Origin of the sequence: Glaciecola sp. 33A, from assembly GCF_002836745.1 — a bacterium.
GTDB lineage: Bacteria > Pseudomonadota > Gammaproteobacteria > Enterobacterales > Alteromonadaceae > Glaciecola.
On the sequence record NZ_PJAR01000037.1, the window covers coordinates 173,728 to 189,234 of the forward strand.

Here is a 15,507-nt window from a genome sequence, read left to right on the forward strand (position 1 = left end):
TTCAATAACACCTTACATAAGCGGTTTGGCAGTGCTCTTCTGACAAATCCGTCTTAATGTTTTTGGTACGCCCAGCATGGGCGTGAACTAATGAGGTGAAAGTCCTCTTAGGAAAGTCACCGTTTATTTAACTTGATTGTTATTAAACGATAACTACTAGCGAATGGCAAGGGCAACACCGCGAAGGATTGTCTGAAGGAAGCCGGACGCAAAACTGCGAGCTGATGAACAAGAACATCATATGAGGCGTAGGCTGGAGGCGAGATAGCCAAAGATATCGAAGCCATGTGATTTAACGGCCACCGTAAATGATGCAGCAGTGCAGGGAAAGTTCACGTCCTTATTTTGGGTTGGACCGGCTTCCGGAGATCTGCTTAACAAGCAATCGGTAAATAACCAGTCAGGCTCTGGTATACAAGTGCCTTGGTCTTTGAGTCTCATCAACTCAAAGGAGCGAATTTGATGAAAACCGATAGCGCTTTTAGGGGCAACCTTGAAAGTGATTGAGCAGAAGTCAGCAGACGGCATAGTAGCCAAACACCCATCGTAATGGTTGGGACACGGTGAAGGCCTGAACCTGAAAATCAATTAGGAGCCTGTGCAGCTCACTTGTTTTGTATCCGACCGGACTTAGAAACAGTGGCGCAAAATCAGAAGCCATAATTGGAGCATGAAGGAGCTAATCGGCCATCATGCTTTAACCGTTTTCAGGAAACGCCCTGTGCGGAGCCGCATGCAGGGTGTTGTGGGGGCTGGAGGTTAGAAACCTCTGGTTACCCGATTTATGTGACGGTCTACTTGTCCCTTGCATTTTTCATCCTGATACCGAGCGCAATAGCCTTCTCAATTGACTCTTGAGATGGCGGAGCTATAGGGTAATCGGGCAACTTAAATTTTTGCTGCATATTCGCATATGTTTCAATACCTAAATAGTCCGGATGTAAATCGGGGTGCCTGTTTCCTATCTCATCTCGGAAGTTATAAAATCCAGTTAGAAAGTCTTTTACAAACGGAGAGAATTCCTTCCTTTCTTTTAAATCTTCAATTTTTGATAGTTCCACAAAGAGCTTGTCCAATCCAACGGACATAAACGCAGAAGCTTCTAGGATTTTCTCTGCGGTTTTTACTTCCATAAATTACACTCTTTAGTTACATAACGAGGCTGTAGAATTTCTATTTCGGTTAAAACTCCCATTTTTTTGATCTCCTATATGTCTCTGTAAAAGACGAACTAGACTAAAGCAATGCATTTGCTACCCCTTATTTCAACATGAAATATGAGAAACTGAGTAATTCTACAACCTCAACGCCTAAATAACAGGCTAAGTAATGGTTGGCTAAAATGTGAAACGAAGTGGAACGCAGCCAACTGTTACGTGTCCTTGTTTATTTTCTTATAGTTGAACTTTATTCTTGATCAGTTTTTTTAAATTTAGTTTTGAATATTAACTTTGCTAAAGAGTATCCAGACTTACAAGTTGCAAAAAACCAAATCAGTATTACGATTCCAACCCATCCAAGATCTCCGTGAATACCTTGAACATTTGTTGCCCCTAACAACACCCCGAACGCAACCAATGGAAGTAATACAAGTCCTATAACTCCAGAAAAAAACGCACCCTTTTCTTCAGAACTTTTATAATTTCTAAAAGAATAAATAGAGTAGACATTTATTAAAACAGTCAAAACAATTATTGGCCGAATCATTTAAAAACTCCTTTTTTAAATTTGATGAATAATGTGATTGTTCTGCTAACAACTTATTATGAAGACTTCATAGTAACAACGGGCTGTCGTCATTTTGTAAACTCTCCATACTTATTTATTATCAATAGCTTACCCTCTTTTTGATAATAATTTCCACCACTTTTTCTGCGGTTACTATGAATTCATTGTAACCGCGCACACTGTTTCTTCATAAATTGACATAAAACAATAGCCTAAAGCAAGTAAGTTAACAAATCACTGTTGTTACAATGAATTCATAGTAACAACAGGAATTGAATTAACCTTAACCCCTGTCTTATATAGCCTGTAGCTTTATCTCCATCTTTGTAGAATATGTGTTGCTGAGCATTTTCAGTAACCACACCATACAAAAAAGGAGTCAATGATGGCTGATTCACCATTTTTAGAAAGTATTCGACATGTCCAAAGTTATCAATTAAGGACACTTCTCTAGTGTTAGTAACTAATAACCATTTTTGCATCGCCTTTAAAAACCGACGCCGCGTTTGGTGAACTTTTTATGAAATAATCGAGTTAGGGTGGTACGTGCAGGGAGAAATAAAAGGCGCTCGCTAGAACGAGCGCAAGTAGTAATAAGCGTTTACGCTCTGCTCTTATTTGTCATCATCTTTTTTCAAACGTTCTGTCATGCCCAAATCGAATTCAGGCATCGCAGTGCTACGCGTAGCGTCAACGCTTTGGACAAATTAACACTATAGACTAGCCTCTGTGACAGCTGCATTTGCGAATAGTTTTGTGGTTACTCATTTGTTGTATTGAAGAAATTTGCGAAATATTTGTCGTTGGTGTGAGTAAGTAAACTGGCCTTTGGTGCTGAAATCTTGATAGTGAGATTCAAAAGGCTATGCCTCAACATATAGCATGTTCAAGCATCATTGTGTTTTTCGTGTGTCATGCGCCAAAGTTGAAATGAGTGTAGGACGAATTAACGCTATGTACTACCCTTCGTCACAGCCCACTTTTAGAATGGCTAGATGTTTTTTGCGAGAATGTTCTGGTAGTTTTTACTGATGTGACAGGTTGCAATTTTTGGTCTTGTTAGACCTTTGGTACAGCAATATTGGAAATTGAGTGCAGGCTCTCCTACCATGAGATTGTATATTTCTTAGTATCTTGTGTTTTGCTTGTTGTCTATACCCCAAAATTGAAGTCGCGTTGAATAGTGAACTCGTTTGCTTGCTGTTCGCCAGGTGGTGCACGCAAAGGTGGTATCTAGATAAACTTAAGGCCTTCTATGATGAAGGTGTTAATCCGACACCGACACCGACACCAGGAGCAGAGCTCCGAGATGTTAATAATTAAATTTTTGGCGATTCAGAAACTAGAACAAACTTGTTTAAAAATTTGAAATAAGAGAAATCTAAATGATCTAGTGTAAGTCCGTTCGACTTTATTTAGGTTCACGACAATGAATAGTTGTTATTTAGTGTGTAACATTACAAGAGTCTTACGCTAGTCTATGTTTCACTAGTCATTCATATTATAATTTTTCACGGTAATGGATAAAACATTGGCTTTAATAAAGGTCTACTTGAGGATACGTGAAAAATATAGCAATAATTATTGATTCTTTTTCTGGTGGCGGCGCTGAACGGGTAATGTTGTCACTTGCTCAAGAGATGATGAAACTCGGCAACAACGTTACGTTTTTTGCTCTCAAATCAGAGACCGCTCACATTATCCCTAAAGAAATAAAAGTCGAGTTCCCGCTTCAAAATGAGAAAGGTTCGGTTCGGGGGTGGTTCAATGGGCCTAGACTCGCGGCTAAACTTAAGGCATCAGTAGAAGCAATAGAAGCTAAAGGTCGATCATTTGATATTGTGTTAGTTAACTTGCATGAGAGCTATCGTCTAGCACATTTGTGTGACTTTACGAATTGTCATTACATAATTCATAACTCGTTTGAAAAAGAACTCCAGCGTGAAAAACTAATGGGGCCAAGTAAGTATTTTTATATGCGGCGTATCGTAAAGAGTATGAGCGGGAAAAAACTAATTGCAGTTTCAAAAGGGGTTACTAACGAAATATTATCAAGCTCTTTTTGTAAACCCAAGTCGGTTATCACTATTTACAACCCTTTTGACATTGAAAGTATCGTTGCAATGGCTAACCAGCCGATTGAGTGCGACGTTCCAGAGAAATACATTGTTCATGTAGGCAGAGCTGCTAAAGCAAAGCGTCACGATATTCTATTCGAAGCATTAAAGTCGGTAGATCCAAAAGTTAAATTAGTTTGCTTGAGCGGAAGTACTAAAAAATTAAGAAAATTGAGTAAGCGCACTGGTATCGAAGATAGAGTCATTTTGCCAGGATTCACGACTAATCCTTATCCGTGGATAAAGAAAGCAGAAGTACTGGTATTAAGTTCTGATTTTGAAGGCTTACCGACAGTACTTATTGAAGCAATAACTTGCGGAACGAAAGTAGTGTCAACAGCATGCCCCCATGGACCTGACGAAATACTACTTGGTGAATTAGCTCAGTTTCTGGTTCCAACACAAAGCCCTTTAAAGTTGGGTGCCGCTATCAATAAAGCACTGGTCAGTGATATCGACCTGTCTGGGGCCGACATATTAAGTAAAGTCAAAGCAGTTGATATAGCGAATTCTTATTTATCATTATGTTAAGTCTAGTCATACAGCGACGATATCACGACAACTAAAGCATAGTGAGTTTCTTGTTCAAGAACTTCGAAAGAAATGCGGTGTCCTAATGATAAGAGTGCTGTAACTGATATTTCCCCATAAAAATGGACACTAATTAAGAACATTCCCTTCAGTTGTCTAAGACAAGTTCGGGCAGATTCCGGACGTTGCGGTTTTCTTTTATTTTACATCATTTGAGTTAAAAGGTGATGAACTTTACGATGGTATACGGAGTGACTTTACGATTATTTAGAAGTTGATAATTAAACTACCTTTTCTCGATAGCTGACGTTCAGTAACACTTTTGACAAGCGGTTTGGCAACGCTATTGTGATAAATCGATCTTTATCATGTTGTTATACGTTGCGACGTGAGTGATCATTATCTGGCTCCACAATATCATTCTTAAGCACGAGTACGACAAGATAAATAAGTGCTAATGGGGGAACTAAACCTAAAAAGAAACCCAGAATTGACACTAAAATAGGCGAAGTTGTTTTTCGTTTACCTAAATTAAATGAAACGACAGCAACAACTATCGCAAAAGATGGCAGAACTAATTGTCCTATTAATGTCGCGTTCATCTATAAACTCCTTTTTAAATTACGTACAAAGCCCATTTAAGGGGCTGGAAATGGTTTACTAAAATGTGTAGCGAAGCGAAACTGAGCAAACTGTTTGCAGTCGCGCTCTACATTCTTATTATATGCTTACAGGTAAAAGTGAACAAGCTTAAAAATAATCACCAAAAGTAGTATCATTTTTTAACTCATCAATTCCATCCCCTCCTTTTTGTAATTCAGCTGTGATGCGATTTGCATCAGCATTATATTTACTCGAGGGATTTAACATGTATTTAGTAGTGTCACCAACTTTTCAAAAAAAAGCAGGGTTGCCATTTAAGAACTTACGAATAACCGAGCTGACAGATGGTACCTTTTGGGATAGCATTAAGCAGGTACAACCTTTATCTCCAACATTTGCTATTGATTCAACTATTATGATTTTTTTACTGAGATTCATATGAAAACTCCTCCATGTGATTAAGGATATAACGTCAAGTTAACGGGCGCAAACATGGCGCGCATAATAGCCAAAGGCACAACATTTTGTGTCCTAGCGAGTGAGGGCGAGGGAGTTAAACGCTTTGTCATATTGTATTTTTCAATACTGCCTCTGTTCTTGAAAGTGGCTCACTTGCTATGCGCTGTAACTGTAATCCAAAAGTATTAATTGCCTGCGGTTCTATTTTTAAATCAAAATTCACTCTATAGTTTTCATTTCTGGTGTTTGAAAAGCTTTCTATGTGAGCAATAGTTATTGCAAATAAGGTATGGCCTGAGTTGTCAGTACACATTCCTAAAATGGAAAGATAGGAAAGGTCTGGTTTACTCCTAGTTGCGAATTCAAATGTGTCGCGCACTGAAGTAGGAAATGTCTCAAGTATCCGTCCCAATTCTGTTATCTGTTTTCTGGTCGTGTAGCATTCGGCTTCACCCGCAAAACTGCCATTGCTGCCATAAATACGGATTTCAAAAAGATCTTCATCTTCCCAAATAGAAGAAATTACGAGTTTACTTTCCATGTTACTCCTGCAATATAACGCCTCATTAAGAGGAAATTTATAGTTGGCTAAAATGTTGATCTCAATGAAAACAGCCAACTGTAAATTTCATCTTAATGACTTGTTAGGGCTACTTAGCCCACTGAAATATCAGCAAAAAAGTGACTGTTAAAGCACACCACAAAATAGCATTTCTAAACATACCGGCCTTACCCATTCCTTTAGTTTTTTTGCCATCTTCGATCTTCTGCTTAAATTCAGGAAAAAGCTCTTCAACAACCAATTCATTATCTAAAAATGCTTGAGTTGACCAAGCCTTTGAAGATAGAGAAACAACAATTTCAATTATTCCTTCTTCTGTATCAAATGCTAAACGATCATTAAATTTGAAATTCCACCGTTTTTTAAGAAGTTCGTCATTAAAATAATACTTTTCAGAACCAAACATTGAGAAGTCTACTTTAAACTCTTTTCCTTTAACGTCGAATGATGCTTCTATACTTTATTGTAACCCTAACGCTTTGCAAAGGGGCAAATGCGAACGTTGTTGGGCGAAGCCCAGTGAGTATTTGTCCCAGCCGCGCTTTTTGCAGCGAACTTAGGCAACTTGTTATGTATCTATTGCTTCCCAATGCTAACCCTATGATTTTTGTGACTTTCGGCAACCATTTGAGGTATTTCACAATGGCCGGAGAAATCAATTGACTCTTCTGCCGGCAGGCTATTTTCTAGTGATTTTTTGCACTGGTATATAGGGGATAAGGACTCTTTAATGAGGGGATGCTCACCGTAAAGGTCAATAATTAGTTGAACTTTATCAAGCGAGTCAGTCCCAGAGTTATAGAGTGTTCCCGTATATTTCAAATTAAAGCCTTCAACTGTAACCTCGGATTCAATCACCCGAACTGAAACATACCTTTTGTCACCTGTATACCTGCCATCAGCCGAGAAAATCATAACAGTTGGCTTTTTTCTTGCTGATGAGTAAACCCCGTAATTAGGAATGAAATAGAAATAAAAGCCAATATTATTTTTAATTTATGCAAGTTCATATTAAGACACATAACACCCCGCATAGAGGGCAAGTTTATGGATGCAGCTTTTGAACAACGCGAAATGCGGCCGTGTAATTTTCCTTGCGAGCGCAGCGAGTGCGTTGATGTGATTGTTATGTTGCCCAATGTAATTACGCTTTTGATTAAACAATTGATGCCTCCTTTCGTTAACCATCTAGGTTGAATCGTACTTGTTTGACGCTGATACAGCAACTGATGGTTAGTAGCGAAAACCAAACAACAAATGCACGCGCACCCGAAAATATTTATTTTAAAATACCAGAGAGTTACTCTTGAAAGAAAGAACGAGCATGCACTGAACTTTCGCGACGGCAACACATGTCATTTAGCGGAAACCAAACAACATATGCTCGCGAACATGGAAGCGGTTATCCACATTGAGATGGACTTCCGGTTTGAGCCTTAGAGCCAGCTTTAACGTTAATGGGGCAGCGCGAATAGACATGATGCACTCGCGCACCCGAACTGACCGTCTAACAAAAAAATATACTTACGTGCTACTCCGTTTCTTTTTCCGATTAAATAGCTTTAACCAAAACGCTCCTTCAAAAAGAAAACCCAAAATAATGAAAATAAACATGCCTGTTGAGTTGCCATAACTATAGAAACTAATAGCAATGAAAATTAATACTAAAAGAACGTGTCCGTCGTTAATAGCACACATAGTCTACGCTCAGGATTTGCTCAATAATAAGGTTTTCAACCAAAAAAACCTAATATGACTATACGCACAAAAGAAGATTAGCGAGCAATAATGGAGCTGCATACCGCATTCTCAGGTACGACTAAACAATTCTGCCTCGAACACACTATCCCCCAACAAAGTTTTTACGCCCGCCGCCATTCAATAGGTTTGTCTAAACCAAGCACGACTAAACGCACCAGCAGTGTAGTCAAAAATGAAGCTAAATTCATAAAAGCACAACTCCCCGTACCCGCCAGTACAATTGTATTACAAACCCACCATGCACAATTGTCGTTATCTACACAATGTGATCCGCTATGGTTAGCGGCCTTGCTAAAAGGGCTGGCTGTATGAGAATATTCGTTGACCCAAGTGCTGTGTATTTGTATCCAAAGACTGTCGATTTTAGACGGCAATGTAACGGGTTAGTATTAATCGTTGAGCAAGAGCTTGATGTGCCGTTGATGTCGGGTGCATTGTTTGTCTTCACCAACCGCACCCGTAAGCGCCTTAAAATTCTTTACTGGGATAACACTGGATTAGCCATGTGGAGTAAGCGTTTGGAAAAAGACATGTTTAAGTGGCCTAGCAGTAAGCAAGCCGCCATCAGCTTGACCGAGCAGCAACTTAATAGTCTTCTAGGGGGCTTTGCTATACACGGCCATCAGCCCCTATTTTATGCCTCTGCTGGCTTATAACATCTGATCATAAGTAGGATTTATTGATCACGATTTAGTCTACGTAAAAACAACATCTTAGCCCTATGTTACGGTAAAATACAGGCTATGAAATTGAATTCAGAGCACGCCACTAAAAAGATAGAATTGCTCATGCAAAAGCATGCTGAGCAAGGCTTGTCTGCATCTGAAAAAGACACGTTAATTGCCTTGCAGACAGTACATTTAGGCTTTTTAGAGGAGCAGTTCCGCTTAGCCAAACACAAACTCTTTGCCAGCCAAAACGAAGCTCACCCTGGGCAAGGCGACTTGTTCAATGAAGTAGAAGAAATCGCTGAGCTTGAACAAGTAAAAGCTGATAGTGAATATGCACCAGAGCAACAGAAAAAGAAGCGTAAACGCAATACTAAGCCCTTTGCTGAGCACATTACACGTGAAGTTATTGTTCATGATATTGATGAAGCCGATAAGGTATGCAACTGTTGCCAAGGCGAGATGCACTGTATGGGTAAAGACGTGACTGAGAAGTTGGTGTTTGTGCCGGCTACAACGAAATCGCCAAGAAGTTATTTTTAAACAATTAGGCATTCAGTTAAGTCGCCAAACCATGTCGGATTGGCTGATTAAAATTGCTAATGTATTACATCCAGTGCTGTATGAATATTGGCAAAAAATACTGCTGCAACAAGAGGTCATTAAAGCAGATGAAACACCGCTAAAAGTCATAAGCGATGACAGGATAAATTCCTACATGTGGGTATACAGTAGCGGAGCGGATTCGCCTGCGGGTAATATCTGCGGTGACAGTGCGCCTAACATCGTCTTGTATGATGACCAACCTTCACGGGCAGGCAGGTGTGCAGTGGACTTCTTACAAAATGACGACGACCAGCATTACTCAGGCTATTTACAAGTAGATGGCTACGCAGATTACCATCAATCGCATGCCACCCTTGTGGTGTGCATGGCGCACATTCGCCGTAAATTCAAAGAAGCTCAAACAGCGCAAAGCAAAACGAGTAAAAAAACAGGCAAAGCAGATTGGGCACTGAATCACATTCAAAAACTGTATCGTATTGAGACACAGATAAAAGGCTTGCCCGTTGACGAGCGCTACCGCATTGGACAAGAACAGTCAGTGCCTTTACTTAACCAATTTAAAATATGGTTAGATAAGTCTGCGTCCAATGTACTGCCAGAAAGCCTGCTTGGGAAAGCACTCAATTATGCGCTAAATCAATGGCAAAAGGCCATTCGGTATTGTGATGATGGCCGCTTAGATATCGACAATAACAGAAGTGAAAGAGCAATAAAGCCGTTCGTGATGGGCAGGCGTGCTTGGTTATTTAGTCAAACGGCAAGGGGCGCAAATGCCAGTGCGACACTTTACTCTATTGTTCAAAGCGCCAAGGCCAATGGCCTTGTTCCATACGATTACTTAATGCACGTGATGAACGAAATCATGGCGGGAAACACAGATCCAGAACAACTGCTGCCTTGGAAAGTCAATTTAGGCTAGTGTAGTGCTAACGACGGACACCAATAATTGAATCATAAAGCTAATTTGATCGATCATCATTATTGAAAACTGTATCAATAATAGAACTCATTTCAGTAAACCATGGATTGTAAGTTAATCGTGCATAGATCTTGTCTTTTTCTTTATAACCGAAAGCTGAATACCAGATCTCTTTTTTACTCGCGCAAAGCCTGCCAATACGAGAGTTAGAACTCTCATCGCATATCCTATAGTTAGCATTAATACCGTAATGATTATTGTTTGGAGCGAATAGGACACTCATATGTGAAAAATTGCTAATTCTACTTTTTGGTAAATAGTCATCTAGAATGATAATTCGCTTATCGGAGCTTTGGGTATCTTTGCCAAACCAAAGTAGTCGACTGCTCGGATGGGTGAATCTTTGTTCAAATAATGTTAATACTTGATTGGTATCTATTACATTATCTTTTTCACTAACTACCATAAAGGTAGGTCTATCAAAAAATTTTATTGCCAAATCTTCAGTGACTTGCTCACTAGTATAATTAAATTGAACAGCAGCATTATTTGGGACAACATCATATTTGGCAAAGTTATTTGCTTTTTTCGTTTTATGAAACGGCCATGGGTTTAACGCATTCAATAAATGGGATAATTTGCTAACACCTGAACGGTGTCGAAATGCAGGTGAAAATAAAATTAGGCCCTTAATACTTTCGTCACGAATAGCTAAAGTAGTTACCAAATTAGCGCCAGTAGAAAAGCCTCCTAAATATAGATGGTCAACTTCTTTAGTAAACATAGCAACTTGGCTGTTGATAATGTTTTTCCATTCCTCAATTGTAGTCGATATAAGATCTGCCGGCTTTGAGCCATGTCCAGGTAAAAGTAACACTCTTACTTGAAACCCTTGCTCTGATAATTCATTTGCAATATCAATAAAAGAATAGGGTGAATCACCTAGACCATGAACAAGGATGATGCCACGACTCAATTCACCCTTATTATTTGTTTTAATTTCAAAGGGAGTATTGGCTAAGAGCTCTTGTTCTTTATTATTAGTCACAAACTCACGGTTTGCCGAAAGCCAGCGCTTGGTTAACTTAATATATGCATCAAAACTAAGATAGTCAGTGGGTAACTTTGTTGATGACTCTTTGTATAGAGCATGATCCGGAGGCGTAAAGGATACAAGTAAATAACCTAATCCAATAATGGAAAAGCTAAAAACAATCGTAACAATTAGTAAGATTTTTTTCATTAAATTCATCAATATAAATGTATAACTAAATATTAATTTGTCGTATTTTAAATTACTATATCGATGATATCATTAAGGAACAACTCGAAGCTTGTCCTTATCTTGTTTAAATACAATAAATAGTGACTAATTTAAATAGGATGATTCAATCAATATGCAGTCGTTTTGTTAATGTGAGTCACGGTAGACTTTAAACAAAACAAACACTCCAGAAGCAAAGCAGGATAAAAAGCGCGTTTAATGAGGTGAAAAATATTATATCGGGCGCTACACCAAAGAAAACAATAGGCATGCCACCAAGCTTACAAATTGCATCGGAGCGTATAAGTAAGCAGAAAAGGACGATAGAGCGCTTGGAAACTGAAAATAATCAGTTGTTAGAGCAGTTGAATGAACCCTTAGTTAGCAAGCGTCAGTAAATAACTCGCACTCGGCTTAAGAAATTGGGCTAAATTGGTAGCCAAAACTGCTTGACCACCTCAAGCCCACCATTTCTTTGAACAAAGCTGCTCGCTCTTCTGGGCAGAGCATTCACTCCTTTTTATTCGTTTTTGAACCCAATAGAAATTGATATTTCTTGAATTACAACTAAAGTTACTTAATTAATGACTCATTAATGAATAACACTAAAGTAGAATCATGTTCTAGTCGCGGAAACCTTTAAATGAATGGAAGCTATTTAATTTAAGTCATCTAAATCGGCTTCTCTTCCTTGAACTATTTTTTTATATAAATCTGGACGTTCTAGTTCTAGTATTCGCAATCGTTGAGTATGGCTAAATTTAATTTCTTTACCGAGGGCAATAAGTTTTTGTGCAAATTTTACATAAGAGTTGTCATTAGCATTAATTTTCCCAAGTGCTATATCCAGAGAGTCCTCTCCTTCTGATGGAGATTCACCAGCATCAATTCCTTTTTCTATAAGTCGTTCAAAGACTTCAAACGACCCCGACCGCGTAGCAATAACCAATGGATTAAAAATGGCAGTATTTTTTGTTTTTTCTAGAAGCTCAACTAGAGCCGGTAAGTTAAGGATATCTACATTATTCGCTTGAATTGCTAGGCTTAAAATACTTACAGAAACTGGGGCACCTTTGTCAATTAATCTCTGCGCGCTATCAGCGGTGCTATTTCGTTGAATGTGATGAAATAACTCAAGATACAACTTCGCATTGGGATCTAAATTCCCTAAGTCATCTAACTCTACCTCAATTTCATCCCAATTTTGGGCTCTGGACGTTGCGACTAAACTTAAATAGTGAACACCTCGATCACTTCCAAACAACTCATTATAAAACCTTTCCTGTTCCTCCAATCTTATTCTTGCAATGAAATAATTTAGTTGAGCTTTCGCTATGATCGAATCAAGTTTAGAGAGCATTTGAAATGCTTCAGCAAAGGAAATTTCACCTAGCCGATGCTGAGCAAGAATGTTGTCTGCGTCTTCACTCCTAAGTTTTCTTATTTCGAATATTTTCTTACGCGTTATCTCCTCCCAGCCATACAAATTAGCAACGACGTTAACGAAAAAATCCCTTTTACATATAGATAGAATCTCATGGACTCCTTGTTCATATTCAATCACTTTTTTCAACTGCGTAAATAACTCAAAGCTTAAGTCTTCAGCAATTTTCACTTCCGATAACGTCACTCTATTATTGACAAATACCGCCCGGTTGGTGAGAGAAAGCAACTTTATTGCTTCATAATTATCAAGATTTGTTACCCCAACTCCAAGATTGATAAAGCTACTAAGGATAGATTTGGTTGTAGGATCTAAATCTTGCGTTTGGAATGTGCTTTTTCTTGATAGTTGATTAGCGACGATTAAATCCAGAGAAGACCCCAACTCTACATCTATGTATGGGTCAGAATTTGTTTTTGCCCAAAATAGACTAGTGCTAAAATTACTAAAATATGCAGCGAGCGAACTGAGAGAATAATGGTGAGTATCCATCTTAATAGTTACGGCGGTGTTTAACTTTTTTAGCTCCAATAACAAAGAAAGCTTATCTTGAGATACTCCGACTGCACTAGCGTTTGCAAGTGTGTATACATTTATTGGATATCCAACTTCCACAAACACGTTTATAAGCTGTTTCGCAAAAACTACATTTGTTCGATTCAGCAGCGTTACAAGTAAAGACTGAGATTGCTTTGTAAAAAATTCACTCGCGTTTGGATTGGATCGTACTAGGCGTTGAAGGTTATTCTCAATATCAGAGCGCATTTCTTTATCTGTGAAAACCTCAAAGCTGCCTAACGTCTTATTGTCGACTAAAATAGCGCCTTCAATTTGCCCTTTAATTGGATATTCAATATCGAAAGGCTTTAAAATATGACGATTAAATTGATTATAACTTTGGAATTTTGAGTATATTTGTGTAACGTTCGGGTGAATATATTGAAAACCCAGATTATTCGCAATTAGATCTTTTGACTCGAGAGACAATTGATTGTTATTCGCGACACTTTCATTATAAAAATTTAATAAAGCTAATTTCACAGCACTGGGATTTTGAATATAGCCAATTCGTTTTTGAGTTCGTATGCCGTCGAAAGACATTTGTCGTGGGAAAAGATTGCAACTATTTGCTTCAATACCTATATAGCTTGTTAAGCCACTCTTGTTTTCATTTACGGATTCTTTTTCAAGAATAGAATACAAGTTTGGGGAGTCGAAATTCATAGCATTTGTGACTGTGCCATTATCATGCTTAATAGACGTAAAAAAAACAAACATACTGACAACGATAACTAATAATGCGAGCGACCAAAAGGTGACGTATCTCATATATTTTCAAAATTCCGTTTGCTATTCATATTCCCACGTACTAAACAGACTAATACAAAAGCCGCAATGCAGGAGTATAAGGAGAATTAAAGCTATTTACTACCCACAGTAACAGCTGTATTTTTGATTAGGTTTGTTTAAATGTTCGGTTGGGGACGCTTTGCATGGCATGTGAGCTTTCAAACTCCTGCTTAGATAGGCCATTGGTACAAAAAATTGTTGATCAGCATGTCAAAGCTCCTACCATGAAGTAATCTATTTCTGTGTATTGTATGTTGACTTGTTGTCTATGCACCAAAGTTGAAGTCGCGTTGGATTTTGAAGTCGTTTGCGTGCTGTTCGTCAGGTGGTGCACGCAAAGGTGGTAATATCGGTGTTTGTTTAGAACGGGGGTAATTTTTATCTAAATGTGCCAGTATTTTTGAATAACACCAGTGTCTATGATGCATGCAATTATTGTGACATTGTGTTTTGACATTTTTCACACTCGGTAATATTAATGTTGAATACCCGCTTTAGCCGCTGAGCAGTCCCTGCTAGCCAACTCACCGCTCTGGCTTGATAAGGTTTATCAAACTGCTTATTTTCTTCATTGGCCAGTTTAGGACTATTTTTGCCTCGTTGTGACGCAGTCACTTGTGCTCGCAGGTTGCTGTCTGGCGCGAATACTCCGAACTAGCGGGTAATCCGAATCGGGTTAAATTGAGTCGCGGTGGTGGAATAAGGGCAGCTAATTTGCCGATAAAATCGATGGGGCTAAAGAATACACCCGCGTGAAGCGAAAAACCTGAAGTATTGGCCAACTGCCCATATTCACCCTCGGTGCTTGCAGGTAAGGTTTGTAGCGTAAATACTTTTTGCCCTTGTTGAGGCCCCATTGCAATGCGATAGCTAACAGAATGATGATGCCGTACTATCTTGAATGACCGCTTCCAAGAATGACAACTCAAAATTTCAATATGACCGGTTGAACATGCACCGTATTTGAGACCGTCACCAAATTATATTGCAAGCTCCGTTTCGGGCACTAAGTGTTAGTTGAGAAAGAACTCTGCATTTGGCCATATACTCCAAATTCAGACGTAGAGTGGCATCTGTCAAATTCGAAGACGTCTATGTTGGGAATAACTGAGCTATTAATAAAAGCTGAGGAATCGACTCATTGTATTTATAAAACCGTTTGTATCTATTTAGAATCAAAAAACAAGGAAATTTCAACTAATATAAATAGGAAATCTAGCACCCAACTTGTCTCCATTTACCATCCCATAAAACAACTTATGCGACCTGCCCCGCAGCCCAACCGCGAGAACAAGCCCACTGTAATTAGATTATATTCCGTCATCACAGTCGCTATGTTTGAGTCCAGCGATGTGTCCAAAACCACTGTTGGTCAATTCTAATAATTTATCCAGCAGGGGCTTAAATGTTAAACGTTCATCTGTATCAAGAAAAACACACTAGACTCGCACTACAACGCTATAAAACCGTATATGGGGCTCACCTATAATCACTGGATCGCTGGCAGAGGTATCATACAGTAAGGTTTTTATAA

At 38.8% G+C, this 15,507-nt stretch carries 13 protein-coding genes and 1 pseudogene; 5 read left to right on the forward strand and 9 right to left on the reverse strand.

The window, feature by feature from the left end:
- Positions 1-794: 794 nt before the first annotated feature.
- Complete coding sequence (locus tag CXF81_RS08780) at positions 795-1,133, reverse strand: hypothetical protein (protein WP_101180991.1); 339 nt, start codon at positions 1,131-1,133, stop codon at positions 795-797.
- A gap of 274 nt (positions 1,134-1,407) precedes the next feature.
- On the reverse strand, positions 1,408-1,707 hold the full coding sequence (locus CXF81_RS08785; RefSeq protein ID WP_101180992.1) for a hypothetical protein: 300 nt from the start codon (positions 1,705-1,707) through the stop codon (positions 1,408-1,410).
- Between the two features lie 1,583 nt (positions 1,708-3,290).
- On the opposite strand from CXF81_RS08785, the gene CXF81_RS08795 reads away from it, so the two are divergent.
- Positions 3,291-4,376: a glycosyltransferase gene (locus CXF81_RS08795; RefSeq protein WP_101180994.1), complete on the forward strand. Its 1,086-nt coding sequence runs from the start codon at positions 3,291-3,293 to the stop codon at positions 4,374-4,376.
- Between the two features lie 374 nt (positions 4,377-4,750).
- Here CXF81_RS08795 and CXF81_RS08800 read toward each other — a convergent pair whose 3' ends face one another.
- From CXF81_RS08800 to CXF81_RS08810, 3 genes are all read right to left on the reverse strand, one after another.
- The gene (locus CXF81_RS08800) at positions 4,751-4,978 is read right to left on the reverse strand and encodes a hypothetical protein (protein ID WP_101180995.1); all 228 of its coding nucleotides are present in this window, start codon (positions 4,976-4,978) and stop codon (positions 4,751-4,753) included.
- 566 nt (positions 4,979-5,544) lie between these two features.
- Complete coding sequence (locus CXF81_RS08805; RefSeq protein ID WP_101180996.1) at positions 5,545-5,979, reverse strand: hypothetical protein; 435 nt, start codon at positions 5,977-5,979, stop codon at positions 5,545-5,547.
- Positions 5,980-6,088: 109 nt separating this feature from the next.
- Positions 6,089-6,406 carry a hypothetical protein gene (locus CXF81_RS08810; RefSeq protein ID WP_101180997.1) on the reverse strand — a complete coding sequence of 106 codons (318 nt, stop codon included), beginning with the start codon at positions 6,404-6,406 and terminating at the stop codon, positions 6,089-6,091.
- A 1,382-nt stretch (positions 6,407-7,788) separates the two neighbouring features.
- Between CXF81_RS08810 and CXF81_RS08820 the strand changes: the two genes are divergently transcribed.
- The 3 genes and pseudogenes from CXF81_RS08820 to CXF81_RS20660 all read left to right on the forward strand — a co-directional run bounded on the left by CXF81_RS08820 (position 7,789) and on the right by CXF81_RS20660 (position 9,915).
- The gene (locus CXF81_RS08820; RefSeq protein ID WP_232771856.1) at positions 7,789-8,073 is read left to right on the forward strand and encodes a hypothetical protein; all 285 of its coding nucleotides are present in this window, start codon (positions 7,789-7,791) and stop codon (positions 8,071-8,073) included.
- The gene (gene tnpB / locus CXF81_RS08825) at positions 8,070-8,417 is read left to right on the forward strand and encodes an IS66 family insertion sequence element accessory protein TnpB (protein ID WP_101180999.1); all 348 of its coding nucleotides are present in this window, start codon (positions 8,070-8,072) and stop codon (positions 8,415-8,417) included. The genes CXF81_RS08820 and tnpB overlap by 4 nt, the downstream gene beginning before the upstream one ends.
- 87 nt (positions 8,418-8,504) lie before the next feature.
- Positions 8,505-9,915: pseudogene (locus CXF81_RS20660) on the forward strand (IS66 family transposase).
- A 40-nt stretch (positions 9,916-9,955) separates the two neighbouring features.
- Here the strand turns inward: CXF81_RS20660 and CXF81_RS08835 are convergent.
- Positions 9,956-11,158 carry a carboxylesterase gene (locus CXF81_RS08835; protein ID WP_157825533.1) on the reverse strand — a complete coding sequence of 401 codons (1,203 nt, stop codon included), beginning with the start codon at positions 11,156-11,158 and terminating at the stop codon, positions 9,956-9,958.
- Positions 11,159-11,403: 245 nt separating this feature from the next.
- On the opposite strand from CXF81_RS08835, the gene CXF81_RS19860 reads away from it, so the two are divergent.
- Positions 11,404-11,577 carry a hypothetical protein gene (locus tag CXF81_RS19860; protein ID WP_157825534.1) on the forward strand — a complete coding sequence of 58 codons (174 nt, stop codon included), beginning with the start codon at positions 11,404-11,406 and terminating at the stop codon, positions 11,575-11,577.
- A 260-nt stretch (positions 11,578-11,837) separates the two neighbouring features.
- On the opposite strand, the gene CXF81_RS08840 is transcribed toward CXF81_RS19860, so the two are convergent.
- From CXF81_RS08840 to CXF81_RS20080, 3 genes are all read right to left on the reverse strand, one after another.
- Positions 11,838-13,952, reverse strand: coding sequence for an ankyrin repeat domain-containing protein (locus CXF81_RS08840; protein ID WP_101181001.1), 2,115 nt, complete (start codon positions 13,950-13,952; stop codon positions 11,838-11,840).
- A gap of 453 nt (positions 13,953-14,405) precedes the next feature.
- Entirely contained in the window at positions 14,406-14,588 is a 183-nt protein-coding gene (locus CXF81_RS20075) for a hypothetical protein (RefSeq protein WP_198556361.1), read from the reverse strand.
- Positions 14,585-14,830: a hypothetical protein gene (locus CXF81_RS20080; RefSeq protein WP_198556362.1), complete on the reverse strand. Its 246-nt coding sequence runs from the start codon at positions 14,828-14,830 to the stop codon at positions 14,585-14,587. The genes CXF81_RS20075 and CXF81_RS20080 overlap by 4 nt, the downstream gene beginning before the upstream one ends.
- Positions 14,831-15,507: the final 677 nt, after the last annotated feature.